The 25,265-nt window shown below is 69.7% G+C and carries 27 protein-coding genes and 1 pseudogene; 15 read left to right on the top strand and 13 right to left on the bottom strand.

Features of this window, described 5'->3' with window-relative positions:
• The first annotated feature begins 16 nt into the window (after positions 1-16).
• From ACXJJ3_RS29740 to ACXJJ3_RS29705, 8 genes are all read left to right on the top strand, one after another.
• The gene (locus tag ACXJJ3_RS29740; RefSeq protein WP_458165148.1) at positions 17-679 is read left to right on the top strand and encodes an acetate uptake transporter; all 663 of its coding nucleotides are present in this window, start codon (positions 17-19) and stop codon (positions 677-679) included.
• 21 nt (positions 680-700) lie between these two features.
• Complete coding sequence (gene acs, locus ACXJJ3_RS29735) at positions 701-2,812, top strand: acetate--CoA ligase (RefSeq protein WP_458165147.1); 2,112 nt, start codon at positions 701-703, stop codon at positions 2,810-2,812.
• A 30-nt stretch (positions 2,813-2,842) separates the two neighbouring features.
• On the top strand, positions 2,843-3,349 hold the full coding sequence (locus ACXJJ3_RS29730; protein ID WP_458165146.1) for a hypothetical protein: 507 nt from the start codon (positions 2,843-2,845) through the stop codon (positions 3,347-3,349).
• Positions 3,350-3,364: 15 nt separating this feature from the next.
• Positions 3,365-3,913: an AAA family ATPase gene (locus ACXJJ3_RS29725; RefSeq protein ID WP_458165145.1), complete on the top strand. Its 549-nt coding sequence runs from the start codon at positions 3,365-3,367 to the stop codon at positions 3,911-3,913.
• A 77-nt stretch (positions 3,914-3,990) separates the two neighbouring features.
• Positions 3,991-4,899, top strand: coding sequence for an NAD-dependent epimerase/dehydratase family protein (locus ACXJJ3_RS29720; RefSeq protein WP_458165144.1), 909 nt, complete (start codon positions 3,991-3,993; stop codon positions 4,897-4,899).
• A complete protein-coding gene (locus ACXJJ3_RS29715; RefSeq protein WP_458165143.1) occupies positions 4,889-5,593 on the top strand; it encodes an LmeA family phospholipid-binding protein in 705 nt (234 codons plus the stop codon). The genes ACXJJ3_RS29720 and ACXJJ3_RS29715 overlap by 11 nt, the downstream gene beginning before the upstream one ends.
• Before the next feature lie 75 nt (positions 5,594-5,668).
• Positions 5,669-6,385 carry a PadR family transcriptional regulator gene (locus ACXJJ3_RS29710; RefSeq protein WP_458165142.1) on the top strand — a complete coding sequence of 239 codons (717 nt, stop codon included), beginning with the start codon at positions 5,669-5,671 and terminating at the stop codon, positions 6,383-6,385.
• Positions 6,382-7,083 carry a DUF1707 SHOCT-like domain-containing protein gene (locus ACXJJ3_RS29705; protein WP_458165141.1) on the top strand — a complete coding sequence of 234 codons (702 nt, stop codon included), beginning with the start codon at positions 6,382-6,384 and terminating at the stop codon, positions 7,081-7,083. The genes ACXJJ3_RS29710 and ACXJJ3_RS29705 overlap by 4 nt, the downstream gene beginning before the upstream one ends.
• On the opposite strand, the gene ACXJJ3_RS29700 is transcribed toward ACXJJ3_RS29705, so the two are convergent.
• Positions 7,071-7,454: a VOC family protein gene (locus ACXJJ3_RS29700; RefSeq protein ID WP_458165140.1), complete on the bottom strand. Its 384-nt coding sequence runs from the start codon at positions 7,452-7,454 to the stop codon at positions 7,071-7,073. The genes ACXJJ3_RS29705 and ACXJJ3_RS29700 overlap by 13 nt on opposite strands.
• Positions 7,455-7,492: 38 nt before the next feature.
• Here ACXJJ3_RS29700 and ACXJJ3_RS29695 point away from each other — a divergent pair, with 38 nt between their 5' ends.
• A complete protein-coding gene (locus ACXJJ3_RS29695; RefSeq protein ID WP_458165139.1) occupies positions 7,493-7,852 on the top strand; it encodes a hypothetical protein in 360 nt (119 codons plus the stop codon).
• Positions 7,853-7,864: 12 nt separating this feature from the next.
• Positions 7,865-8,689: pseudogene (locus tag ACXJJ3_RS29690) on the top strand (PhzF family phenazine biosynthesis protein).
• Here ACXJJ3_RS29690 and ACXJJ3_RS29685 read toward each other — a convergent pair.
• The 3 genes from ACXJJ3_RS29685 to ACXJJ3_RS29675 all read right to left on the bottom strand — a co-directional run bounded on the left by ACXJJ3_RS29685 (position 8,673) and on the right by ACXJJ3_RS29675 (position 10,843).
• A complete protein-coding gene (locus ACXJJ3_RS29685; protein ID WP_458165138.1) occupies positions 8,673-9,722 on the bottom strand; it encodes a lipoate--protein ligase family protein in 1,050 nt (349 codons plus the stop codon). The pseudogene ACXJJ3_RS29690 and the gene ACXJJ3_RS29685 sit on opposite strands and share 17 nt — an antisense overlap.
• 37 nt (positions 9,723-9,759) lie before the next feature.
• Entirely contained in the window at positions 9,760-10,341 is a 582-nt protein-coding gene (locus ACXJJ3_RS29680; protein ID WP_458165137.1) for an adenylate kinase, read from the bottom strand.
• Between the two features lie 124 nt (positions 10,342-10,465).
• Positions 10,466-10,843, bottom strand: coding sequence for a YciI family protein (locus ACXJJ3_RS29675; protein ID WP_458165136.1), 378 nt, complete (start codon positions 10,841-10,843; stop codon positions 10,466-10,468).
• A 155-nt stretch (positions 10,844-10,998) separates the two neighbouring features.
• Between ACXJJ3_RS29675 and ACXJJ3_RS29670 the strand changes: the two genes are divergently transcribed.
• Positions 10,999-11,766 (top strand): SDR family oxidoreductase, encoded by a 768-nt coding sequence (locus ACXJJ3_RS29670; RefSeq protein WP_458165135.1) that lies wholly within the window; start codon positions 10,999-11,001, stop codon positions 11,764-11,766.
• Here ACXJJ3_RS29670 and ACXJJ3_RS29665 read toward each other — a convergent pair.
• Positions 11,745-12,611 carry a hypothetical protein gene (locus ACXJJ3_RS29665; protein WP_458165134.1) on the bottom strand — a complete coding sequence of 289 codons (867 nt, stop codon included), beginning with the start codon at positions 12,609-12,611 and terminating at the stop codon, positions 11,745-11,747. The two genes, ACXJJ3_RS29670 and ACXJJ3_RS29665, sit on opposite strands and share 22 nt — an antisense overlap.
• A gap of 97 nt (positions 12,612-12,708) precedes the next feature.
• Here ACXJJ3_RS29665 and ACXJJ3_RS29660 point away from each other — a divergent pair, with 97 nt between their 5' ends.
• Complete coding sequence (locus ACXJJ3_RS29660; protein WP_458165133.1) at positions 12,709-13,245, top strand: dihydrofolate reductase family protein; 537 nt, start codon at positions 12,709-12,711, stop codon at positions 13,243-13,245.
• Here the strand turns inward: ACXJJ3_RS29660 and ACXJJ3_RS29655 are convergent.
• Genes ACXJJ3_RS29655 through ACXJJ3_RS29645 form a run of 3 tightly spaced genes read right to left on the bottom strand, consistent with a single transcriptional unit; the run spans position 13,242 to position 15,282 of the window.
• On the bottom strand, positions 13,242-13,535 hold the full coding sequence (locus ACXJJ3_RS29655) for a YciI family protein (RefSeq protein ID WP_458165132.1): 294 nt from the start codon (positions 13,533-13,535) through the stop codon (positions 13,242-13,244). The two genes, ACXJJ3_RS29660 and ACXJJ3_RS29655, sit on opposite strands and share 4 nt — an antisense overlap.
• A 53-nt stretch (positions 13,536-13,588) precedes the next feature.
• Positions 13,589-14,350, bottom strand: coding sequence for a class I SAM-dependent methyltransferase (locus tag ACXJJ3_RS29650; RefSeq protein WP_458165131.1), 762 nt, complete (start codon positions 14,348-14,350; stop codon positions 13,589-13,591).
• The gene (locus ACXJJ3_RS29645; protein WP_458165130.1) at positions 14,347-15,282 is read right to left on the bottom strand and encodes an SDR family oxidoreductase; all 936 of its coding nucleotides are present in this window, start codon (positions 15,280-15,282) and stop codon (positions 14,347-14,349) included. The genes ACXJJ3_RS29650 and ACXJJ3_RS29645 overlap by 4 nt, the downstream gene beginning before the upstream one ends.
• A 99-nt stretch (positions 15,283-15,381) precedes the next feature.
• Between ACXJJ3_RS29645 and ACXJJ3_RS29640 the strand changes: the two genes are divergently transcribed.
• On the top strand, positions 15,382-16,047 hold the full coding sequence (locus ACXJJ3_RS29640) for a TetR family transcriptional regulator (protein WP_458165129.1): 666 nt from the start codon (positions 15,382-15,384) through the stop codon (positions 16,045-16,047).
• A gap of 3 nt (positions 16,048-16,050) precedes the next feature.
• Here ACXJJ3_RS29640 and ACXJJ3_RS29635 read toward each other — a convergent pair whose 3' ends face one another.
• Together ACXJJ3_RS29635 and ACXJJ3_RS29630 are read right to left on the bottom strand one after the other, a co-directional pair.
• Complete coding sequence (locus tag ACXJJ3_RS29635) at positions 16,051-16,902, bottom strand: HAD family acid phosphatase (protein ID WP_458165128.1); 852 nt, start codon at positions 16,900-16,902, stop codon at positions 16,051-16,053.
• Between the two features lie 89 nt (positions 16,903-16,991).
• Positions 16,992-17,462, bottom strand: coding sequence for a GNAT family N-acetyltransferase (locus ACXJJ3_RS29630; RefSeq protein WP_458165127.1), 471 nt, complete (start codon positions 17,460-17,462; stop codon positions 16,992-16,994).
• Between the two features lie 71 nt (positions 17,463-17,533).
• Between ACXJJ3_RS29630 and ACXJJ3_RS29625 the strand changes: the two genes are divergently transcribed.
• A complete protein-coding gene (locus ACXJJ3_RS29625; RefSeq protein ID WP_458165126.1) occupies positions 17,534-18,505 on the top strand; it encodes a hypothetical protein in 972 nt (323 codons plus the stop codon).
• Here ACXJJ3_RS29625 and metH read toward each other — a convergent pair.
• From metH to ACXJJ3_RS29610, 3 genes are all read right to left on the bottom strand, one after another.
• Positions 18,390-21,995, bottom strand: a complete 3,606-nt coding sequence (gene metH / locus ACXJJ3_RS29620) for a methionine synthase (protein ID WP_458165125.1) — start codon at positions 21,993-21,995, stop codon at positions 18,390-18,392. The genes ACXJJ3_RS29625 and metH overlap by 116 nt on opposite strands.
• A 169-nt stretch (positions 21,996-22,164) precedes the next feature.
• Positions 22,165-22,698 carry a TetR/AcrR family transcriptional regulator gene (locus ACXJJ3_RS29615; RefSeq protein ID WP_458165124.1) on the bottom strand — a complete coding sequence of 178 codons (534 nt, stop codon included), beginning with the start codon at positions 22,696-22,698 and terminating at the stop codon, positions 22,165-22,167.
• Positions 22,695-24,092 (bottom strand): MFS transporter, encoded by a 1,398-nt coding sequence (locus ACXJJ3_RS29610; protein ID WP_458165123.1) that lies wholly within the window; start codon positions 24,090-24,092, stop codon positions 22,695-22,697. Before ACXJJ3_RS29610 ends, ACXJJ3_RS29615 begins: the two co-directional genes overlap by 4 nt.
• Before the next feature lie 134 nt (positions 24,093-24,226).
• Between ACXJJ3_RS29610 and ACXJJ3_RS29605 the strand changes: the two genes are divergently transcribed.
• On the top strand, positions 24,227-25,147 hold the full coding sequence (locus ACXJJ3_RS29605; protein ID WP_458165122.1) for an NAD-dependent epimerase/dehydratase family protein: 921 nt from the start codon (positions 24,227-24,229) through the stop codon (positions 25,145-25,147).
• Positions 25,148-25,265 lie beyond the last annotated feature (118 nt).

Below are 25,265 nucleotides of genomic sequence, written 5' to 3'. Positions count from 1 at the left end.
CGAGAAGGAGTTTGTCATGGCAGACACTGAGAAAGGTGCAGCTGTACAAGCGCAGGGAACGGCTGTCGAAGCGCCGGCCCCGCAGCAGATCGAGCCGGGGGCCGGCATTGCCGATCCGGCACCGTTGGGACTGGCCGGGTTCGCGATGACGACGTTCGTCCTCAGCGTGTTCAACGCCAAGCTGATCAGCAACACCACGCTCGAAGCCGTGGTGCTGCCGCTCGCCCTCTTCTACGGAGGTCTCGGCCAGTTCATGGCCGGCATGTGGGAGTTCCGGAAGGGCAACACGTTCGGTGCGCTGGCGTTCACGTCGTTCGGGGCGTTCTGGTTGTCGTTCGCCGCGTACGTGAAGTTCGTGCTGCCCGGGCTGGGGGCGAACGCGTCCACCGCGACCGGGTTGTTCTTGCTGGTGTGGACGATCTTCACGGCCTACATGACGGTGGCCGCGGCGCGGGTCAACGCCGCCGTACTGGGCGTCTTCGTGTTCCTGACGCTGACGTTCCTGTTCCTGACGATCGGGGAGTTCGCCACCTCGGCGACCGTGACGAAGGTCGGCGGCTGGCTCGGCCTGGTGACCGCCGTGGTGGCCTGGTACGCGTCGTTCGCCGCCGTCACCAACTTCACCTGGAAACGCACTCTGCTGCCGGTGTTCCCACTCTCACCGGCACCGCATCGCTGAGTGCGGGAGGGGTTGAGACAAGTGAATATCGACAACGAGGTTCCGCTCTCCGAGGCACAGATCGCGGTGCATTGGCGGGAGGAGGGCTACTTCTCGCCGTCGCCGAAGTTCATTGGCCAGGCCAACGCTTCGGACCCGTCGATCCTCGAGCGGTTCGCGGAGGACCGGTTCCCCGAGTGTTTCGCCGAGTACGCCGAGTTGCTCACGTGGGACTCGTACTGGCACACGCTGCTGGACACCAGCCATCCGCCGTTCTGGAAGTGGTTCGTGGGCGGGAAGCTGAACGCGTGCTACAACTGCGTCGACCGGCATTTGGAGGCCGACCGCAACAAAGCGGCGTTCATCTGGGTTCCTGAGCCCGAGGACGGGCAGACGGTTGTCCTGACGTACCAAGAGCTCTACCGGCAGGTCAACGAGTTCGCTGCGCTACTGAGTGAGTACTGCGGACTCAAAACCGGTGACCGGGTCACCTTCCACATGCCGATGGTGCCGGAGCTGCCCGTCGCGATGCTGGCGTGCGCCCGGCTCGGCGTGATCCATTCCGAGGTGTTCGGCGGGTTCAGCGGGACTGCGTGCGGCGGACGGATCGCCGACTCCGGGAGCAGGGTCCTGGTCACGATGGACGCCTACCACCGCGGCGGGCAGCTGATCGACCACAAGGTGAAGGCCGACGAGGCCGTCGCCGAGGCCGCCCGGCTGGGTCAGGAGGTCGACAAGGTCCTGGTGTTCCGTCGCTATCCGGGCAAGTACAGCTCGGAGACGCCGATGATCAGCGGCCGGGACGTCTTCGTCGACGACATCCTCGCCGACTACCAGGGCCGGGTCGTCGCACCCGTACCGATGCCGGCGGAGGCCCCGCTGTTCCTGATGTACACGAGCGGCACCACGGGCCGGCCGAAGGGCTGCGAGCACTCCACCGGCGGCTATCTCGCGTACGTGGCCGGTACGTCGAAGTACTACCAGGACATCCATCCTGAGGACACCTACTGGTGCTGCGCCGACATCGGGTGGATCACCGGGCACTCGTACATCGTCTACGGCCCGCTGGCGCTGGGTACGACGAGTGTGCTGTACGAGGGTGCGCCGACGTACCCGGATGCCGGGCGTTGCTGGCGGATCGCCGAGCAGTTGCACGTCGACATCTTCCACACCGCGCCGACCACCATCCGGATGCTGCGCAAGCTCGGGCCGGACGAGCCGGCGAAGTACGACTATCACTTCAAACACATGACAACCGTTGGTGAGCCCATCGAACCGGAGGTCTGGCGCTGGTACCACCAGGTCGTCGGCAAGGGCGAGGCCGCGATCGTCGACACCTGGTGGCAGACCGAGACCGGCGGCTTCCTCGGCAGCACGCTGCCGGCACTGCAACCGATGAAACCGGGCAGCTGCGGACCGGGTGCCCTGGGCATCTTCCCGGTGATCTACGACGAGGACGGCAAGACGGTCGAACCGGGCAGCGGGCGGGCCGGCAACATCTGCATCCGCAACCCGTGGCCGGGCGTCTTCCAGGGGATCTGGCACCAGCCGGAGCGCTTCGTCGACACGTACTACCGCAAGTACTGCCGGGACCCGGAGAGCACGGACTGGCACGACTGGCCGTACTTCGCCGGCGACGGCGCGGTGCAGGCCGACGACGGGTACTTCCGGATCCTCGGCCGCGTCGACGACGTGATCAACGTCGCCGGCCACCGCCTCGGCACCAAGGAACTGGAATCTGCCTGCCTGACCGTCGAGGAGATCGCCGAGGCCGCCGCGGTCCCCGTGGTCGACGAGGACCGCGGGAGGGTGGTCGAGATGTACGTCTCGCTGAAGCCCGGCCTGCAACCCGGCAAGGCCGTCGAGGACAAGGTGTCCGCGGCCATCGACCGCGAGATCGGCAAGATCGCCCGGCCGAAGCACGTCTGGATCGTCTCCGACATGCCGAAGACACGATCCGGCAAGATCATGCGCCGCGTGATCGCCGGCATCTCCAACTTCGCCGACGTCGGCGACGTCTCCACCCTCGCCAACCCCGAGATCGTCGACGACATCCGCCACCGCGTCCAACGCACCAAACTCGACCACGGCGAAGTCCCCCGCGAACTCACCCCCCAAGAACGAGAGGAACTCAGCTCCTTCGGCGCCGAGTAAGCCCCGTCGGCGACGAATACCATAGTGGGCATGTCCACTTCGCCGTACCCCGATCTGCCTTCCGTTGCGGAGGTTGCCGCTGACATCACCGGCGTGATCCAGCGGATGACGCACGCGTTCGCGTTCGGGGACGGCGGCGTACCCGAGGCCGTCATCGCGAGCTACGACCAGTACGACGACCTCCGTGGCGAGGACACCCTGGGCAAGTACCGGGAAGTCGTCGCCCCGGAGGTACTGTTCCGGCAGCTGCCGGCCATGGTGGAGGCTATGCGCCAGGGCACCTTCGGGCCTCCGGTTCTCGTGGGTACGGCTGCCGAACCTGTGCTGGTCGTGATGTCGACGCAGCAGTACCGCATGATGCGCGGCGACGACGAGCCGTCGCCGGGCGTGATCGACGATCCGACGGTCCGCAGCTACGGCTCCTTCCCCGCACCGGGAAGCAAGCCGTTCAGCCTCGACGAGTGGGCCAAGGAGGACCCGTTCACCCAGCAGATGCTCGACGAGATGCGCCGGGAACGCAGCGCGACCGACGACTAAGTCAGAATCGCTGTGATGAAGAAGCCGACGCTGTATCTGACGGTTGGGTTGCCCGGGACCGGGAAGACGACGTATGCACGGGAGGTCGAGGTGCGGGTGGGGGCGCTTCGGTTGACCAAGGACGAATGGATGAAGGCGTTGTACGGGGACGAGAACCCGGAGGCGGCGTCGGATGTGGTCGAGGGGCGGTTGATCGGGATCGGGTTGCGGGGGTTGGAGCTCGGGGTGGATGTGGTGATCGACTTCGGGTTGTGGAGCCGGGAGGAGCGGGACGCGTTGCGGCAGGCGGCGGCCGATGTGGGGGCGGGGGTGGTGGTGCGGTACTTCGAGGTGCCGGTGGACGTGCAGCGGGAGCGGCTCGAGCGGCGGTTGGCGGAGCGGCCGGAGGACACGTGGCCGATTTCGGAGGCGGAGCTGGCCGAGTGGGCCGCGCGGTGCGACGTACCGACAGCGGGTGAGCTGGACGGGAGTGACCCGGTCGGGGAACCGCCGGAGGGGTTCGGGAGTTGGAGCGAGTGGATCGCGGATCGGTGGCCGGCGACGGTGCGGGAGCGGTCTAGCTGAGAAGACCTTCAGCTGGCGCCGATACGCAGGCTGTTTGATCGGTACTGTGTGGGCTTGTCCGGCTGGAAGGGAAGCGTGTGCAGGTCGTAGTGGGTGCGGGTGCTGTCGGGAGTGTCGTTGCGCGGCTCCTGCTGGCGCGCGGCGAGCGGGTCCGGGTGATCACCCGATCCGGTGCGGGGCCTGACGGGGCCGAGCTGGTCGCGGCGGATGCCAAGGCCGGGTTGACGTCGTACGTCGACGGCGCCACGGCGATCTACTCGTGCGCGGGACCGGCGTACAACAAGTGGACGACGGAGTGGCCGCCGCTCGGTGCCGCGCTGATCGCGGCGGCGGAGGCGTCCGGGGCGGTGCTGGTCACCACCGGGAACCTGTACGGGTACGGCCCGGTCGACACGCCGATGACCGAGGACCTTCCGTTGCGGCCGAACACCCGCAAGGGCCGGGTCCGGGCGCAGCTGTGGACCGACGCGCTGGCCGCGCACGAGGCGGGACGGATCCGGACCGCCGAGGTCCGCGGGTCCGACTACCTGGGCGCCGGCGCGGTGTCGCCGTTCAGCGTGACCGTGCTGCCGAAGGTGGTCGCGGGCAAGCGCGGGATGCTGCCGGGCGACCTCGACGCGCCGCACAGCTGGACGTACGTCGGTGACGTCGCGCGGACGCTGATCGCGGTCGCCGGCGACGAGACCGCGTGGGGCCGCGCCTGGCACGTACCGACACCGGAGCCGTTGTCGGTGAACCAGCTCGCGACGCGGGCCGCCGTACTGGCGGGTGCACCGCCGGCGCGGGTCGCCGCGATGCCGGCGGCGGTACTCCGGCTAGCCGGGTTGGTCGATCCGGCCGCGCGGGAGATGGTGGAGATGCAGTACCAGTGGCAGCGGCCGTTCGTGGTCGACTCGACCGCGGCTACGGTTGCCTTCGGCATCGAAGCGGCGCCGACCGACGACGCGCTCCGGGAAATGATCGGGAAGGTCAGTCATGAGTCCTAGCAGGCAGGGCCGGGGATTGCGGCGGCTCGTCGTGACGCTGATTGTGCTGGTGGTGCTACTGGTCGCCGTCGACCGGATCGCGGCCGTCGTCGCACAGAACCAGCTCGCGTCGATGGCGCAGAAGGAAGCGGCCAAGTATCAGGTGCGGTCCGCCGACGTCTCCGCGAAGATCGGCGGGTTCGGGTTCCTCCCGCAGCTGATCAAACAGGACTTCTCCAAGGTCACGCTGACGATGGGGAAGCCGGCGTTCGCGAAGATCCCGGGTGAGAACCTGACCGTCGACATGAAGAACGTGCACGTACCGCGGTCGCTGCTGTTCGGCCAGAGCGGCACGGTCACCGTCGGCACCACCGACATGCAGGTGAGATTCTCGCCGCGCGAGCTCGGCCGGTTGGCCGTGAAGACCACGAACATCCAGGGACTGTCCGTGGAGTCGGTCGGCAGCAAGCTACATCTGAAGTACACCGGTAACGGGCTCAACCTCGACGTGCCGGTGACGCCGCAGCTGCAGGACGGCAAGATCGCACTCCAGCTCGCGGACCAGTCCGGTTCGCTTCCGGCCGCTCTGAAGAGCCTGGCCGGCGGGATCGAACTCCCGAAGCTGCCGTACAACGCGCAGCTCACGCAGGTCTCCGTTCAGGACAACGCGGTCGTCCTGAACGCGACCGTGAAGGACCTCAGCTTCACCCGGTGACTCCCTTGGGTTGCGATGGTTCGCGATATATCGTCGAACTATCGCAATCACTTTCGTGAGGGACGGGTGGTCGAGATGACCGGATCGGCGTACGCGGCGGGGTTCCCGTGGCAGGACTTCGTGCGGAAGTTCGAGCGGGAGGTCGGGCGGAACTGTGCCGCCTTCGACGACATCAAGGACGAGTTGCGCGCGGCGATGAGCGGCCGCCGGACGCACCAGGGACACCGTGGGCACCAGGGGTTCGGGCCGCAGTGGGGGATGTTCGGCGGCGGGCCGATGTTCGCGCCGCCGTGGGGTCCGCCGCCGCGCTGGCGGGGGCCGAAGGCGCGGCGCGGCGACGTCCGGGCCGCGATCCTGGCGGTGCTCGCCGAGCAGCCGATGAACGGGTACGGCATCATCCAGGAGATCGCCGAGCGCAGCGGTGGCGGGTGGAAGCCGAGCCCCGGCTCGATCTACCCGACGCTGCAGCAGCTCGAGGACGAGGGGCTGGTGACCGCGGACGCGGAGGTCGGGCGGCGGACGTTCCGGCTGACCGACGAGGGCCGCACGTACGTCGCGGAGCACCAGGACGAGGTGTCCGCGCCGTGGGAGGCGATGAGCGCGCCGCCCGCCGACGACGAGAACGGGTTCAAGCCGCTGTTCGGGCAGGTCGCGACCGCGATGTGGCAGGTGCTCGCGAGCGGGACGCCGGAGCAGCAGGCGAAGGCGCGGGAGGCGGTCGTGGAGCTGCGGCGCAAGCTGTACGGGATCCTCGCGGAGACCGGCGACGACGGCGAGCAGGAGCCGTCATGAGCTCCGCGGACCGTGACCGCCGGCGCCGAGGCGGTCCCGCCGGCCGCCGGCGGCGCGACTGGCAGGGGTACGGGGCGAACTGGGACGAGGGGTGGAACGGGTGGTTCGACAACCCCCCGAACCGCGCCCGGCAGCACAACTGGGGCGGCGACTGGCACGCCCGCGGCTGGTCCGGCGACTGGCGAGCCACCGCGTGGAGCGATCCCCGCACGAACAACCAGCAGGACGAGACCGGATGGAACAGGCCCAGCTCGCGGGAAGGTGCCGACGGGTCGCGGGACGACGCCTGGGACGCCGGGCCGCAATCCGGCGAGGTGCCCCGGAAACGGGTGCGGGTTGGGGATGTGGAGCGGGATCAGGCGGTTGCGATGCTCAGTGAGCACTTCGTGGCCGGGCGGTTGACGCAGGCGGAGTTCGAGGAGCGGAGTGACCGAGCGACGAAGGCGCGGTACGCCGACGAGTTCGAGGAGCTGTTCGACGAGCTGCCGCGGTCCGGTGCGTTGCAGCCGGTGCAGGCGGGTCCGCCGATGCGCCGGCCAGGGCCGCCGCCGGCGTTCCTGATGCTGGCGCCGTTCCTGATGTTCGCCCTCGTGATCTCCTCGGTCGCGTTCGCCGCTCCGTGGCTGCTCTGGGGAGTCTTCTGGGTCATCATGCTCAGCGGCATCTCCCGCGGCCGCTGGCAGCACTACCGCCGCTGACGAGCCCGCGGGATCTCCTCCGCGAACTCCACGACGAACCCGTCCGGGTCGGCGACGTGGACCGTCCGATGTCCCCACGGACGGTCCGCAGGCCCGCTCAGCACGTCCACGCCCGCACTCCGCACCCGCGCGACACACGCGTCCACGTCCGCAACCCGCACCACCACTTCACCACCCGCCCCCGGCCGCACCTCGCGCCCGGTCAGCCATTCCGCACGCCGCCGCTCGTACAACCCGAACCGCAGCCCACCCGCGTCGAACTCCGCATACCCGGCGTCGGTGAACTTGTACGCGAGCCCCACCACGTCCCGGTAGAACCCCACCGACACCGACAGGTCCTCCACGTACAAGATGACGTACCCGATCTCCATAGCCGCAATTGTCGGCGGCACCTCGTAGGGTCGCCGGTATGTACGACGGTGTCTTGATTCTGGAGAGCCTCCAGGTGGGGTCGGCGCTGACGGATATCCCGCTCACCGTGCGGAAGATCCGCCGGCTGGCGGTCGAGGGGACGTCTGCCGATCAGCCCGAGGTGTGGTCGTTGCTGGAGTTCTCGGTGGAGCGCGGCGCCGAGCTCGCCGACGTACTGGCGGGGGCGCTGGACAGGCCCGGGTGGTACGCCGACTTCCACGACGCGGCGGAGAGCTTCGTCGTGTTCCCGGGGCGGGTGTTCCGCTACGCCCGCGGCGACGACGCCGCGCGGGAGGGCGCGAAGGAGTACGGACGATCGCTGCGGATTCCGGAGCCGCAACTGGACTGGACGCGGTGATTTGATGGGCGTATGACGACGGTACTGCGGTATGCGGCCTTCACCTCCGACCCGGCCGGGGGCAACCCGGCGGGGGTGGTGCTCGACGCCAACGGGCTCGACGACGCTGCCATGTAGGCGATTGCGGCGGAGGTCGGGTACTCCGAGACTGCGTTCCTCACGACCGCGACCGACGGCGTCCAGCCGGTGCGGTACTTCTCGCCCAAGGCCGAGGTGCCGTTCTGCGGGCATGCGACCGTCGCGACGGCGGTTGCGCTTGCCGAGCGGAACGGCCCGGGTGAGATCGTCTTCTCGACCCAGGCCGGGCTGGTCCCGGTGACTGTCGACGCAGAACTGCGGGCGACTCTCACGAGTGTCGAGCCGGCTGTGGAGAAGGTCGATGGGGTCGACGACGTGCTGGAGATCCTGCGCTGGTCCGCGGACGAGCTCGACCCCGATCTGCCACCGCGGATCGCGTACGCCGGTGCCCGGCATCTGGTGCTGGGGACGTCGTCCCGGCAGCGGCTGGCCGAGCTGGACTACGACTTCGACGGGCTGCTCGCGTACATGCTCAAGCGGGACCTGACCACGCTGCAGCTCGTCTGGCAGGAGTCGCCGGCTGTCTTCCACGTGCGCGACCCGTTCCCGGTCGGCGGTGTCGTCGAGGATCCGGCGACCGGTGCCGCGGCGGCCGCGTTCGGCGCGTACCTGCGCGAGCTCGGCCGCGACCGGCCGACCATCACCCTGCACCAGGGCGACGACCTGGGCCGCCCGAGCCTGATCACGGTAGAGGTCCGCCCGGACGACCCCCGCATCCGCGTCAGCGGCAACGCCGTCCCGATCACGGCACCCGAGTGAGCCACTCCTCGGTGCCGAACTTCGCCGTCACCCGCTCCTCCGCGAGCGCGACCGTGCCGGCGGAGATCGTCCCGTCCGTCAGCCCGTAGCGGTTCCGGAACGTCCCGACCATCCGCGAGATCACGTCGGCGCGCTCCATCCCGGTCTGGCTCCGCAACGGGTCGACCCGCTTGTTCGCGCTCGTCGTCCCCTTGTCGGACAGCTTCTCGCGGCCGATCCGCAGTACCTGGACCATCTTCGACGCGTCCATGTCGTACGCCATCGTCACGTGATGCAGCACCGCCCCACCCGCGAACCGCTTCTGCGCCGCGCCCGCGATCTTCCCGGCCGGCGAGGTGATGTCGTTGATCGGCTGGTACGTCGCCGCGATCCCGAGATCGTTGAGCGCGCCAATGACCCAGTCGTCGAGGAACGCGTACGACTCGACGAACGACAGCCCGGACACCAGCGACTCCGGCACGTACAGCGAGTACGTGATGGTGTTCCCCGGCTCCACGAACATCGCCCCGCCGCCGCTGATCCGGCGTACGACGGTGACGTCGTGCCGGGCCGCGCCGTCCAGGTCGACCTCGTTGCGCACGGACTGGAAGCTGCCGATGATGACCGCGTTCGACGCCCACTCCCACACCCGCAGCGTCGGCGGCCGCTCCCCCGCACCGACCTGCTCGGTCAGTACTTCGTCGAGCGCCATCTGCAGGGCAGGCTCCCGCGGTACGTCGTGCACGAACTCCCACTCGTGGTCCCGCCACCCGGTCGCCCCGGTCAGAGCCCGCCGTACGGCGACCGCGACGGCCTCGGGCGAGAACCCGAGCATCTCGACGCCGTCGCCGAGCACGCCCCGCACCCGGGCCGCGATCTGTGCCGCGGCCGTGTCGACCTGAAGCCCGGCGAGCGCCCCGTTGATCCGCTCGAGCGCGTCGTCCGGTTCGAGGAAGAAGTCACCGGAGATCTGCGCCGACCGCACCCGGTCGTCCACCACGTCGAGGTCCGCGACGACGAGTTTCCCGCCCGGGACCTTGTACTCACCATGCATATCCAGCAACAACCGGCGCCGGACCGCCGTTTGTTCCCTACGCAGCCGGCTTGAGCTGGACGGCGACCCGCCGGACGTGCGCGCGCACCGTGTCGATGTCCGGCGCGGCGTCGACCTCGTGGTCGATACCGCGGGCGGAGTAGAACTTCAGCAGCGGCGCGGTCTGCTCGTGGTACACCTCGAAGCGCCGGCGGATGACGTCCTCGGTGTCGTCCGAGCGGTGCTCGATCTCGGCGCGCTTCAGCAGCCGGCCGACGAGCGCGTCGACCGGGACCTTCAGCACCACGGCCGCGTCCAGCGAACGGCCTTGCCCGCTGAGGATGCCGTCCAGGACGCCGGCCTGGTCGAGGGTGCGCGGGTACCCGTCCAGGACGAAGCCAGGACGGGCGTCGGGCGCCGCGAGCCGGTCGCGGACCATGTCGTTGGTGACCTCGTCGGGCACGTACTCCCCCGCGTCGAGGTAGCGCTTCGCGGTGCGACCGAGCTCGGTGCCGTCCGCGATGTTGCGCCGGAAGAGATCGCCGGTCGAGATCACCGGTACGCCGAGATGTCCGGCCAGATGGCCCGCGTGCGTGCCCTTACCCGCTCCGGGCGGCCCCATCAGCAAGACAGTCGTCACGACGTACCCCTGACTCTCGGTAAGTCCACAAGGTTAATGGGACCGCCCACGCCCGCGGTACGGCGTACGTCACTCGAAAAATCCGTCGTACGTCACATCCGCGCAGAACTGTCCGCAAGCGCGGTCAGAACTCCATCTCCGGACGCAGTTCGATCACGTCGCCCGGACCGGCGAACTGCGCCGCCAGCTCCTCGGCCCGCGCCCGGGTCGCGCAGTCGAGCACGAAGAACCCGGCGAGCTGCTCCTTCGACTCGGCGTACGGCCCGTCGGTGCTGACCGGCTTCTTGCCCTCCCAGCGGTAGGTCCGGGTCGTCGACGGCGCGTCCAGCGCCAGCCCGCTGACCAGTTCCCCGGACTTCGACAGCTCGGCCAGCAGCGCGTCGAACTCCTTGCCCATCGTCTCGCGCTCCGCGGCCGGGATCGCGCGGCCGACCTCGGTGAAGTCGATCGTCGGGTGTCCCCACGGTTGCGGGTTGGAGTGGATCAGGACCACGTACTTCATCTCAGAACCTCCTGTTTGTGCCGATTCACCCCGGACGTCGGAGGCATCGACAGGCCCTCGACATTTTGCCTGGATGTATTCCAGCTCACATCCGGTCACACTCGCCCCACCGGGCTCCGTCAGCGCTACAGAACCCCGAGAACGGAGCGGAAATCATGAGCACAGTGCTGGTGACCGGCGGTACCGGACGGATCGGCCGGCAGGTCGTGCCGCTGCTGCAGGCGGCCGGGTGCAGGGTCCGCGTCCTCAGCCGGCACGCGAGCGACCGCGGCGACGGTGTCGAGTACCTGGCCGTGGACCTGCTGACCGGCGACGGACTCGACGCGGCACTGGACGGCGTCGACGTCGTACTCCACCTGGCCGGGGCACCCAAGGGCGACGAGACCACCACCGCCAACCTGGTCGCGGCGGCCGAGCGGGCGAAGGTCGGGCACCTCGTGCACATCTCGGTGACCGCGGTCGACCAGCTGCCGTTCGGCTACTTCAAGTCCAAGCTCGGCGCCGAACAGGCCGTCCGCAACGCCAAGATCCCGTCGACCGTACTGCGGGTCGCGCAGCTGCACGAGTTCGCCTGGACGACGGTGCAGGCGATGGCGAAGCTGCCGGTGATGCCGATGCCGGGCGGGATCCGGTTCCAGCCGGTCGACGGCCGGGACGTGGCCGCACGGCTGGCCGAGCTCGTCCTCGGCGAGCCGCAGGGCCTGGTCGCCGACCTGGTCGGGCCGAAGGTCTACACGTTGCCGGAGCTGGCCCACGACTATCTACGGGCCACCGGCAAGCATCGGCTGTCGCTGCCGGTCCGCGTCCCGGGCAAGGCGGGCAAGGTGTACCGCGCGGGCGGCAACCTGACGTTGTCCGGCGCGACGGTCGGAACGCACACCTGGGAGGACTTCGTCGAAGCTCAGGAAGCCGCGCAGGTGTAGGGCTCCAGCAGTTCCTCGAGGTCCGGCTTCCGGCGACGCGCGATCCCCGCCAGGAAGTCGGCGACCTGGACCCGCGGGTCCTCCCGCGAGTCGACCTGCACGAACGACCGCAGCGGCGCCGGCTGCACCTCCGCCGCGAGGAAGGCGCCGACCCGTTCCACCCGGCTGGGTGTCAACGCGCTCTGCTCGTCGTGCACGACGGCGACCGAACGCCCGCCGGCACTCCAGTACAGGACCGTCTCGGCGAGCGCCGGGACCAACGGCTCCAGCGGCGGCGGGAGCTCCGGGTCCTCGTCGATCAGCCGCTGCATGACCGCCTCGACCCGGGCCCGGGTCACCGCCCGCAACGACGGTACGTCGGCCGGCATCGTCGCGAAGAACCGGTCGACGGCCGCATGATCCATCAGCCGCACCCGTTTCGTCCGGGTCAGCTCGACGAATGCCGCCAGGAACCCGGTCCGGTGCCGGAGCGCCACGGCATCCTCCGTGTGGTCCGATCCGAGGCTGGTGCCCGCGCCGTACGTCGGCTCCTCGGTGAACAGCTCGAACACGCGGGCGGCGACGTACGCGGTCTTGTCGATCGCGTGCACATGCGCCTGCCCGCGCAGGGTGGTCAGCAACCACTCGAGAGCGGGCCGCTGCTCGGGGCGCAGGAGCTGGTTGGACTTGTACTCCGAACTCCGGCGCAGGCTGGTCCGCAGGACGGCGATCACGTCGGCGGCCGCGGACACGTCGAGGACGACGCTGGCATGCGTGATGACGGGCGAGGCGGGGTCGAGCAGGTTGGTTCCGGAGAACCCCGACTCGTCGCACGCTACTTCGATCCAGTCCGTCCGAGTTGTCATGTACCCGCCATCATGGACCGGTCCGGACCGAATAGCGATGAGTTTTCCGCCCGCCGCTCGTCTCAACAGGCACCATCCCGAACGAGAGGAAACGACCATGGCGAAGGTGCTGTACTCCGTGACGTTGTCGGTGGACGGCTTCATCACCGGACCGGGCGGCGACATGCAGTGGATGCGCCCGTACCTCGGCCCGAACCCGGAGGTCGACGAGCTGGTGCCGCGGATCGGCGCGATCCTGGTCGGCCGCCGCACGCACGACGGCGACGACCCGCACAAGGGCGAGCCGAACGAGGGCGAGGCGTTCGGCGGCGGCTTCGACGGCCCGGAGTACGTCGTCACGCACCGCCCGGCCCCGGCGCGACCTGGTCTGATGTACGTCGACGATTTCGCGAAGGCGCTGGCGTTGGCGAAGGAGTCGGCCGGGGACCGGTACGTCAACGTGATGGGCGCGAGCATCGCCAAGCAGTGCATCGAGGCGGGCGAACTCGACGAGGTCCTGGTGCTGTACGCCCCCGTGATGCTCGGCGACGGGACGCGGCTGTTCGACCACCCGGGCGGCCGGACGGTCCGGCTGGAACGCCGAAGCGTCACGGAGACGCCGCTGGCGACCAGCCTGTGGTTCGACGTGGTCTAGAGGTCCTCACCGGCCGCGTGCATCAACGCGCGGATCTCGACAGAGCGGCCGCCGGCGCGCGCATCCGGCAGCAGCCGGGCGAGCTCGACGGCACGCTCTCGATCCTCGACGTCGATCACGTAATACCCGTCGATACCGGAGGGCTCACCGGCCGGCAGCCGAACCGCCAACTGCGGATCAGCAAGCAACTCCCCGGCTACCAGCTCCCCGGCACCCCCGGCGGCCCGCTCGAACTCGTCCCGCGGCAACCCCGGATCCCCAACCCCCTGCAGGATCAGCAGAAACTTCATCGGCGCTCTCCTCTCACCAACAAGACGGAGCCGAACGCCGAGTTTTGACATGGTCAACCCGCGGCAGCCCACGCGCGGGCGGTCAGTCTGATGGAGCCGTCTGGGGCGATCGGTAGGCGTTCGTGTACGGCCTCTCGGAGGGCCTCCTGGTCGGTGACGGGCAGGCTGCGGAGGTATGCCGGTGCGACGCCCTGGCCGCCGAGGAACGGTTGCCAGTAGTCGTCGAACGACGCGAACACCGTCGGTACGACGATCTCCCGCGTCCGCACGTCCGGGTATCCGGCCTCGCCGAACAGCCGTTCCAGGCCTTCGGCCGTGCAGAACGGGAACCGGCGGCCCTCGTCGACCTCGCGGTCCTGCGGGCGGATCTCGGTCATCGCATCGAAGAAGTACCGCATCAGCTGCATCCCGCCCGCGTAGTCCCAGACGTAGACGGCGACCGTGTCGCCGATCTCGCGCATCCGGCGCAGCGCCTCGACCCGTTTCGGGACGAAGTTCAGCACCAGCCCGGCGACGACCACGTCGTACGGGCCATCCGGCAGCTCGGCCGCGGACCGCACCTCGAACGCGGCCCGCGGATCGTCGACGGTCTGTTGCGCGTACTCGATGAACCCCTCGGACGGATCGACGCCGAGTACCGCGGCCGGATCCGCCGCCGCGAGGATGGTGCTGGTCAGGGCGCCGGTACCGCAGCCGACGTCCAGCCAACGCTGCCCCGGCGGTTGATCCAGCCAGCCGATGAACTCGGACGCGACCAGACGGCTCCAACGGCCGACGTAAGACTCGTAGATTCCCCCACTGGACCACTCGCTCACTTCTGGAGCATAGAGGGCAACGCGACTCCCGTCAGGGTCTCGGAGACCTGCCACAGGCGAGCGTTGGTGGCCGGGTCGGTGGCGGTCTTCGGGTTCCGGACCAGAGTGGTCTTCCCGACCAGCCCGAAGACGCCGTCGGGACCGTAATACTCCCCCGACCTGGCCGTGGCGTCGGTGGCCGCGAACAGCAGCGGCTCAGTACCGGTCTCCACGTCCTGCTTCGGCAGCGGGTTGTAGCGCATCATCAGCCGGTTCACCGTCGACGGACGCTCCCGGCCGAGCGCGGCACCTGCCGTCTGCAGGTTGGTGCGCGTGTACCCGGGGTGCGCCGCGACGCTGACCAGACTCCAGCCGCGCTCGTCCGACAGCTTCGCGAGGTGGTTGCTCAGGATCAGGTCGGCGAGCTTGGACTGCGCGTACGACGCTGTCCGCCGGTACCGCCGCGTCTGCCACTGCAGGTCGTCGAAGTCGATCCGGCCGAAGTACGCCGCCCCGCTGGACATGGTCGCGATCCGCGGAGCCGGGGCGGCCAGGAGCAGCGGCAGCAACTGGACCGTGAGCGCGAACGGGCCGAGGTAGTTCGACCCGAACTGCAGCTCGAACCCGTCCTTGGTCCCGAACCGGCTCGGCGGGGTCATCACGCCGGCGTTGTTCACCAGCACGTCCAGGTGCGGCTCGTCGGCCGCGAGTTGCTCGGCGAACTCCCGCACCGAGTCGAGGTCGGCGAGGTCGATCCGGCGGACCTCGAGCCGGGCGTCCTGGTGCTCGGCGAGGATCTCGGCGCGGGCCGCCTCGCCCTTGGCCGGAGTACGGACCGCCATCACCACGCGGGCGCCGGCGGCGGCGAGGCGCTTGGTGGCCTCCTTGCCGGTGCCGCTGTTGGCACCGGTCACGACAACGAGTTTGCCGGTCTGGTCGGGGACGTCGTACATGCTGCACGCTCCATAAGAGACTGATGGTCTGTTACGGCACCGACGTTATCAGACCGATGGTGCGATAACAACAGACCGTCGGTCTGTAGACTGGGCGGCATGACTTTCCAGCGCGCCCGGAGCGCGGAGCAGCGGGCCGAGCGGCGGCGGGCGATCCTCGCGACCGCGGCCACGATGCTGACCGAGATGCCGGTCGCGGATCTCAGCCTGAACGAGCTGAGCCGGCGCGTCGGCCTGGCGAAGTCGAACGTGCTGAAGTACTTCGACTCCCGCGAGGCCGTCCTGCTCGAGCTGTCGAGCAGTCAGCTGACGGAGTGGGTGGCGGACCTGTCGGCGGCGCTGTCCGAGATCTCACCGGGGCTGCCGCGCGAGGACCGCGCGGAGCAGCTGGTCACCGCCGTCGTCGGCACGCTGACGAAGCGGCCGGTGCTCTGCGACCTGATCAGTGCGCAGGCGGCGGTGCTGGAGCGGAACATCACGACCGAGACGGCGCTGGCGTTCAAGCGCGCCGCCGCGGTCAGTTACGAGCAGATGATCGCGGCCGTGGCCGCACTGCTGCCGGAGCTCGGCGCGGACGGGGCGGGCCAGTTCATCGCCACCGGCAGTCTGCTCGCCGGTGCGATCTGGAGCCACTCCCACCCCGTCCCCGCGATCCTCGCCGCCTACGAGGCCGACCCGTCGCTGGAGGCGATCCGGATGGCCTTCGAGCCGTCCCTCGCCGGCGGCTTGCGGACCTTGCTGTACGGCGTCCTGCCGCGCCCCTAGGGATTAGGGCAGGTAGTAGTTCGGGTTCGGCAGCTTGAACGTGCGGTCGGCGTAACCGCCCTTGAGGTCGGAGAACTGGTCGCCGAAGTTGGCGACGATCTCGTAGCCGAGGGACTCGATGTGCGCGCGGGTGGCCGACTTGTAGTGGATCGTCGTACACGAGCCGTTCGGGTCGGCGGCGCAGGCCTGCTTCAGGTAGTCCGGGTAGTCGGCGACGGCCGGCTTGGTGAACAGGCCGTCCTCGCCGTTGCTCAGCGTCGTCGGCTTCGGGAAGCCGGCGTCCACGCCGACGCCGTCCGCGGTCAGGTTGCCCAGCGTGGCCTGCTCCTGCGCGGCGCCGCGGCCGGTCAGGAAGAAGATCGCGTACCCCTCGCGCTCGGCGGTCTTCACCATATCCACCATGCCGGGCACGGCCGGGAACCTCTGGTTCAGCACGTAGTCCGCGTTGGTCGCCGGGTTGTACGCCCAGTTGCTGGCCAGCTCGTAGTTCCAGGTGGCGAGCGCGGTGTCGTCGACGTCGAGGAGGATCGCCTTCGTCTTGCGGGTGTGGTGCGGGACGGAGATCCAGCGGGTCCCGGCGGCCGCCACCGAGCGGGCCTCCTTGGCGTAGTTGCTGTCCGCGCCGAACGTGCCGGTGCCGAGCGGGTCGCCGTAGTAGTTGCGGAGCTGCTGCCGCAGGACGTCGAGGTTGGTGACCTGGTTCTCGCTGCGCGGCGTCGACGTCTGGATGGCCGGCTGCTGGGTGGCGACGCCGGCCGAGTACGCGACCCCGCCGACGACCGACGTCATCGCGACCGCGGCGACGCTGGTCAGGACCATCCGCCGGGACGGCCGGCGCCAGGAACGGAATGCCATGGGTGACCTCTTCAGAACGGGAATGCTTGCCAGGGCACGCTAACCCCGTTCCGGCCCGCCCGGCCGCGGGACAAGGGGAATCCTGCGGATCAGACCGCTTTCACGTAGCGGTGACACGGCACCGGCAACGTTCCGCGACCGACCACCGCCGGGTAGTCGAACGGGCCGCGGTCGGTCCAGCCCTGGCGCTCGTAGAACCGGCGGGCGCGCGCGTTCCCGGTGGCGACGGCCAGCCAGGCCTCGCCGTACCCGTTCGCCCGGACCTGCCGTTCCGCCTCGGCGAGCAGCGTCCCGGCGATCCCGGACCCGCGGTGCGCGCCGCCGACGTACACCTGCTCGACTTCATCGTTCACCACGATCACGAATCCGGCGACCACGTCCCCGACGACGGCGACCGTGGCGTCCGCGATCCGTTCCGCGGCGCGGGTCCCGAACGACTCCTCGGTGCGTACGGCGACCAGCGCCTCCGGCACGTGCCCGAGGTGCCCGTCGCGCCAGCCGGCGTACCAGATCGCGGCGATCGCCCCGGCGTCCGCAGCGGTTGCAGGCCTGACGCTCATTTCCTCAGCCTAGTGGCCCTCGCGGCAACCTACGCTTGCTCCGGGTGCCGTCGAGATCTGGCAGGAGAACCATGGCCGAGCTGCTCCCCTACGACTCCCCGGCGAGTGCCTGGGCGGAGTCGATCGTCGGCGTCGCCGGGCCGAACGGCGTGGACACGCGCTGGGACGGCGAGGTGATGGTCCGCGACGGCGACCGGATGCCGAGCGTGACGACATCGGAGTCCGGGATGAACGGCGCGCAGTACTACCTGTTCATGCTCCGCGAACACGTCGACGCGATCCAGCAACCCCCGGAACAGCCGACCCCGGAACAGCACCAGGAGCGCTGGGACACGCTGGTCGAGGCGACCGGCTACGTGGCGTCCCAGGCGACCGGCCTGCTCACTCCGCTGGCCGACTTCCACCCGGTCGTCCAGGCGGACGCCGACCTCAACGGCGGCCTCGCCGACGTCTGGACGCAGGAGCGGCTGCAGCACGTCTGGCAGAGCAGCGACTCCGCCGGGCTGATGTCGCCCGCGGACGTCCCGGAGCCGCACTTCGACTACCACGGCCGCGGCCCGGCCGCCGACGCCACCCGCGACGTCCTCACCGAGATCGCCCGCCAGAACGGCGAGGAACCGACGTACGTCGGCACGTGCGAGGACCTGATCCGGATGAAGCCCGACTACCGCTGGGCTGCCCTGGTCGGCAAGCTGCCCGGCGGCGGCAAACTGACCCGCGACGAGCGGGTGGTCCTCGGCGACCGGCTCCGCACCCAGTTCAAGTCCGCGGTCGACGCTCGCAACCCCGGTAGCGGTACGCCGGAGTCGCCGGCCACCGTCGCGACCCGGAAGCTGGCCGCGGCCGTCCGGCAGACGACCGAAGGACGGCCCGGTCCGGCCGGCGACCGGGCCGCCGGCCTGGCCAAGGACCCGGCGCTGGGGTCGCCTACTCCGGGTCGTACGCCAGATTCGGACGGAGCCAGCGCTCAACCTCGTCCGTCGGGAGTCCGCGCCGTACTGCGTAGTCTGCGATCTGGTCGCGGCCAAGGCGGCCGACACTGAAGTAGCGCGCGGCCGGGCTCGCGAAGATCAGGCCGCTGACCGCCGCGGCCGGCGTCATCGCGTACGACTCGGTCAGCCCGAGCCCGAGCTGCTCCGCCTCGAGCAGCTCGAACAGGTCCTGCTTCTCGGTGTGGTCCGGGCTCGCCGGGTACCCGAGGGCCGGCCGGATCCCGCGGAACCGCTCCGCGTGCAGGTCCTCCAGCACCGGCTGCGCGTCCGGCTCGAACCAGGCCTTCCGAGCCTCCAGGTGGATCCACTCCGCGAACGCCTCCGCCAGCCGGTCGGCCAGCGCCTTCACCATGATCGCCTTGTAGTCGTCGTTGCGGTCCTCGTACGACTTCGCCAGCGTCTCGGCGCCGTGGATCGCGACCCCGAACCCGCCGAGGTGGTCGCCGGCCGGCGCGATGTAGTCGGCCAGGCAGCGGTTGGCCCGCCCGGCCGGCTTCTCGGTCTGCTGCCGCAGCATCGGGAACGACCGGTCGAGCCCGTCCAGCACGATGTCGTCGCCCTCGCTGTGCGCCGGCCAGAACCCGTACACACCTTCGGCAGTGAACGAACCGTTCGCGATGATCTCGTCCAGCAATGTGTTCGCGTCGTCGAACAGCTCGCGCGCCACCGGCTGCTCGAGGATCGCCGGGTACTTGCCCTTCAGTTCCCAGGCCAGGAACAGGAACTGCCAGTCGACCATCGCGCGCAGCGTCTCGATCGACGGCGACACCCGCTTCAGCCCGGTGAACGCCGGCACCGGCAGCTCGCCGTACTCCACCGGCTCCTTGTTCGCCCGCGCCTCGGCCAGGGTCAGCATCGGCGCGCGCTGCTTGTTCGCGTGCTGCTCGCGGAGCCGCTCCTGCTCGATACTGTTGCTCTTGGCAAGCTGTTCGGCGCGGTCGTCGTCGAGCAGGTCGGACACCACACCGACCACCCGGGACGCGTCCAGCACGTGCACGGTGGTGTTCTCGTACGCCGGGGCGATCCGGACCGCGGTGTGCTGCTTCGACGTCGTCGCACCGCCGATCAGCAACGGCAGCTTCAGCCCGCGGCGCTGCATCTCGGTCGCCACCGACACCATCTCGTCCAGCGACGGCGTGATCAGGCCGGACAGGCCGACCGCATCGGCGCCTTCGGCAACGGCCGTGTCGAGGATCCTTGCCGCGGGCACCATCACGCCGAGGTCGATCACCTCGTAGTTGTTGCAGCCGAGCACCACCCCGACGATGTTCTTGCCGATGTCGTGGACGTCGCCCTTCACGGTCGCGAGCACGACCTTGCCCTGGCCGCGCACCAGCTCCGCGCGACCCTCACGCCGGGCCTGCTCCTTCTCCTCCTCCATGAACGGCTCGAGGTACGCGACCGACCGCTTCATCACCCGCGCGCTCTTCACCACCTGGGGCAGGAACATCTTGCCCGCGCCGAACAGGTCGCCGACGATCTTCATCCCGTCCATCAACGGGCCCTCGATCACCTCGAGCGGCCGTGGCAGCTGCTGCCGCGCCTCCTCGGTGTCGGCCTCGATGTAGTCGACGATGCCGTGCACGAGCGCGTGCGACAGCCGCTCCTCGACCGTGCCCTCGCGCCAGGACAGGTCGACCTCGCGCTGTTTCCCCTTGCCCTTCACGGTTTCCGCGAACTCGACCAGCCGGTCGGTGGCGTCGTCGCGGCGGTCGAAGATCACGTCCTCGACCAGCTCCAGCAGGTCCTTCGGGATGTCCTCGTAGACCGCCAGCTGGCCGGCGTTCACGATGCCCATGTCCAGTCCGACCTTGCCCGCGTGGTACAGGAACGCCGAGTGCATCGCCTCGCGGACGACGTCGTTGCCGCGGAACGAGAACGACAGGTTCGAGATGCCGCCGCTGATGTGCACACCCGGACAGCGCTGCTTGATCAACGGCAGCGCGTCGATGAAGTTCTTCGCGTACGCGTTGTGCTCGGACATCCCGGTCGCGACCGCGAGCACGTTCGGGTCGAAGATGATGTCCTCGGCCGGGAAGCCGATCCCGGTCAGCAGGTCGTACGCCCGCCCGCAGATCTGCACCTTGCGCTCGACGGTGTCCGCCTGCCCCTGCTCGTCGAACGCCATCACCACCGCGCCGGCGCCGTAGCTCATGATCTGCCGGGCGTGGTCGAGGAACTGCTCCTCGCCCTCCTTCAGGCTGATCGAGTTCACGACGCCCTTGCCCTGCACGTGTTTCAGCCCGGTCTCCAGCACCGACCACTTCGAGCTGTCGACCATGATCGGGATCCGGGCCACCTCGGGCTCGGTCGCGATCAGGTTCAGGAACGTGGTCATCGCCTGCTCGCTGTCCAGCAGGTCGGCGTCCATGTTCACGTCCAGCAGGTTCGCGCCGCCGCGGACCTGCTCCAGTGCCACGTCGACCGCGGCCTGGTGGTCGTCGCCCTCGATCAGCCGGCGGAACTTCGCCGACCCGGTCACGTTGGTCCGCTCACCGATCATCACGAACCCGGTGTCCGCGCCGATCTTGAACGGCTCCAGCCCGGAGAACCGGGTGGTGTGATCGGCCGGTACGACGGTCCGCGGCGGCAGCTTCTCGACCGCCTGCGCGATCCGCTCGATGTGCGCGGGCGTCGTACCGCAGCAGCCGCCGACGACGTTCACCAGGCCGGACTGCGCGAACTCCTCGAGCATCGCGGCCGTCTGCTCGGGCGTCTCGTCGTACCCGCCGAAGGCGTTCGGAAGGCCGGCGTTCGGGTGCGAGGCGACGTAGGTGTCCGCGAACCGGGCGAGGTCGGCGACGTGCGGGCGCATCTCGGCGGCGCCGAGCGAGCAGTTCACGCCGACGACCAGTGGCTTCGCGTGCTCGACCGAGCTCCAGAACGCCTCGACGGTCTGCCCGGACAGCGTCCGGCCGCTCAGGTCGACGATCGTCACCGAGATCCACAACGGCAGCTCCGGCGCGACCTCGCGGGCCGCGGCGACGGCCGCCTTCGCGTTCATCGTGTCGAAGATCGTCTCGATCAGCAGCAGGTCGACGCCGCCCTCGGCGAGCGCCGCGATCTGCCCGGCGTACGCGTCCTTCACCTGCTCGAACGACACCGCGCGGTACGACGGGTCCTCGACACGTGGGCTCAGCGAGAGCGTCACGTTCAGCGGGCCGATCGACCCGGCGACGAACTTCCGGCCTTCACACTCGTCGGCGGCCTGCCGGGCCAGGCGCGCACCGGCCACGTTCATCTCGTGGACGTACTCCTGCAGGCCGTAGTCGGCCTGGCCGATGCTGGTCGCGGTGAACGTGTTCGTGGTGGTGATGTCGGCGCCGGCGGCCAGGTACTGCCGGTGGACGTCGAGGATCACGTCCGGACGCGTCAGGTTCAGCAGGTCCGGGTCACCGGTGACGTCGTGCGTGTGCCCGCCGAAGCGATCGCCCTGATAGTCGGCGGTCTGCAGCTTCGCGCCCTGCAGCATCGTGCCCCACGCGCCGTCGAGGACCGCGATCCGCTGATCCAGCAGCTCCCGCAGCGCGGCTTCACTCATCTGCCAACCCCTCCAGAAGAAACTCTCCGGAGGCGCCCTTGCAGTCGATACCCAGGTCGAGCGTGGCGGACCTGAGCCCGTTGCAGCGCCTCTCGGCCTGGATGCTCCATGTTAGTGGCGTCACATCGTCCGCCAAGTCCTCCGTCCACATTCTAGGACGGATGTTCAATCAGTGGATGAGCTGCTGGATCGCCGGAGCGTAGAGGGCGGCGATCGTCTCCGGGCTCGCGGCCGCGGTCGGGCCGGTCTTGTCCAGCGCCAGCAGCGCGCCCAGGCCGACGAGGTGCGCGGTGATCAGCGCGCCGCGGAGCGCGGCGTCGGGACCGGTCAGCCGGGCCACGAAGGCACGCGTCACCTGGTCGCGGAAGTGCTCGCGGATCTGCGCCCGCTCGTCGCCCTTGCCGGCCGCGAACACGACCCGGACCAGCAGGTCCTGATCGTTCTCGCGCCGGTACTCGACGATGGTCCGGACGGCGTGCTCGCCGAGCCGCTCGTTCGGGGCCGCGAGCAGCAGCTGCGCCGCCTCGCTGAAGTCCGCGACCTGCTCGAACAGCGCTTCCTTGCTGCCGAAGTACTTCACGATCAGTGCCGCGCTGACGCCCGCGTCCGCGGCCACTCCGCGGAGCGTGACCTTCTCGTACGACTCCCGCGCGAACGCCTTCCGGGCGGCCCGGAGGATCGACGGACGCCCGGGATCGGTCACGGCGTCGTCACCTCGTACGCCGGCTCCGGGCGGCGGACCGGGATCAACAGCACCAGCCCGGCGGCGACCGCGGCCGCGATCCCCGCGATCACGAACACGATCAGGTACGCCGACAGCGCGGGCGCGATCTTTCCGGCCTCGGAGATCGTCACGTTCGCCAGGACGGTCGCGACGATCGTGCTGCAGATCGCCTGCCCGATCGTGCGCATGAGCGTGTTGAGGCCGTTCGCCGCGGCGGTTTCGGTCACCGGCACAGCATGCATGATCAGCGCCGGAAGTGCCGAGTACGCCACGGCCGTTCCCGCACTGACCACGGTCGCGCCGACCACGATCCCGGCGACGCTGCCGCTGGTGAACAGGCGTACGACGTACCCGGCCGCCATGATCACCGACGCGATCCCCAGCGTGAACCGGGGTCCCTTCGCGGTGGAGATCCGGGCGGACACCGGCGACAGCAGCACCATCGCGACACCACCCGGGAGCAGGCACAGTCCGCTGACCACGATCGGTTCGCCCAGCCCGTACCCCGTCCACTTCGGCTCCTGCACCAGCTGCGCCGTGGAGAGCGAGTTGGCGTAGAACGCGAAGCCGATCAGCAACGCGCTCAGATTGGTGAACAGTACGGCGGGCCGCGCCGACACCCGCAGGTCGACGAGCGGGCTGATCGTGCGCAGCTCGTACCACCCCCACAGCGGGACCAGCAGCACCGCGACGGCGTACAGCCCGACGAGGGCCGGCGTACTCCAGGTGCTGCTCTTCGAGACCGCGAGCAGCAGGCAGACCAGGAAGGCACTCAGCCCGAGCGCGCCGACCACGTCGAACCGCCCGCTACTGCGGACCGCGGACTCCGGGACGATCAGCAGCACCAGGACGATGTCCAGCAGGCCGAGACCGAGGTTGATCCAGAACATCGTGTGCCAGTTCGCGTACTGGACCACGAGCGTCGCGGCCGGGATACCGAACGCGGCGCCGATGCCGAGCGTCGAGCTCATGATCGCGATCGCCGGGATCACCCGGCGCGGCGGCAACTCGTCGCGCAGGATGCTGATCCCGAGCGGGACGACGGCGACCGCGGCGCCCTGGAACGCGCGACCGACGATCAGCACGGTCAGGTTCGAGCTGGTCGCGCAGAGCAGCGAGCCGACGACCATCGAGCAGAGCGCGATCAGCAGTACGCGGCGCTTGCCGTACATGTCGCCGGCCCGGCCGAGCAGCGGGGTGAAGACCGCGCCGGTCAGCAGCGTGACGGTGATCAGCCAACTGACGTCGGACGCGGGGCTGTGGGTGATCGCGGGCAGGGACGGGAGCAGCGGGACGACGATGGTCTGACTGACCGAGACCAGCACACCACAGAACGCGAGCGCGGACAGAATCAGGCGGGGACGGGCAGGCAAGCGGATCCTCACAGGGGTGAACTGCTGTTTACTCAGGAATCGTAAACGCTTGTTCACCGCGGCGGAAATGGACCGGGAAACCGCTCACCGATTGGACCAGGGGTCGCGGCGGTGGATTCCCTACCGTGGTGCGCATGAGGATCTTCGTGGCCGGTGCGTCCGGCGCCGTCGGCCGGCTGCTGGTTCCGCTCCTCGTTGCCGGAGGCCACCAAGTGACCGCGCTCAGCCGGCGGGGCGGGAACAGCCCGGGGTGGGTGGCCGGGGACGTGTACGACCGGGACGGGTTGCACGAACTGGTGGCCGCGGCGCGGCCGGAGGTGGTGATCCACCAGTTGACGGACCTCGGGACGCGGGACTTCGCCGCGAACAGCCGGATCCGGCGCGAAGGCACCCGCAACCTGGTGGACGCCGCGCTCGCGGCCGGAGTACGCCGGGTGGTCGCGCAGAGCATCGCGTGGGCCTACGAGCCCGGTTCCACGCCGGCCGACGAGTCCACGCCGCTGGACGTCCGCTCCACCGACGAGGCCCGCCGTGCCACGGTCGACGCCGTCGCCACGCTGGAGACGATCACCGCGGAGGCCCCGGAGTGGGTCGCCCTGCGTTACGGCCTGCTCTACGGCCCCGGCACCTGGTACACCAAAGGCGGCCTGATGGCGACCACCCCACTCCCCACCGGCCCCGACATCACCAGCTTCCTGCACGTCGAAGACGCCGCCCAAGCCGCCCTCGAAGCCCTCACCTGGCCCTCAGGCCCGCTGAACATCGTCGACAACCACCCCCTCCCCGCCTCCACCTGGGCCCCGGCGTTCGCCGACTCCGTAGGCGCTCCCGCACCAGCACCGCCGGGACCGTCGCCCACACCAGCACCACCCGGGCCGTCGCCCGTACCGGCACCGTCCGGCGGGTCGGCCGTGCCGGCGCTATCCGGCGGGTCGGCCTCGGCGGCGCCGGGCGGATCCACGCGCACGCCGTGGGCTCGCGGGGGCTCGAACGCCCGCGCACGCAGCCTCGGCTGGGCGCCGGCACACCCGCACTTCCTCGACGCGCTCACCTGACGCACGCCGACTCGTGGCGGATGGTTCGCGCCGGCTTCGCCGAGTCGTGGAGTTCGGCGAGAAAACGCGACCTCGTTCCACGACTCGACGGACACAAGTGATCGGACCCGGCGCTCCG

This window comes from Kribbella sp. WER1 (assembly GCF_054189145.1).
The sequence above is the reverse complement of the archived record's forward strand: the minus strand, read 5'-3'. Positions and strand labels throughout refer to the sequence as shown.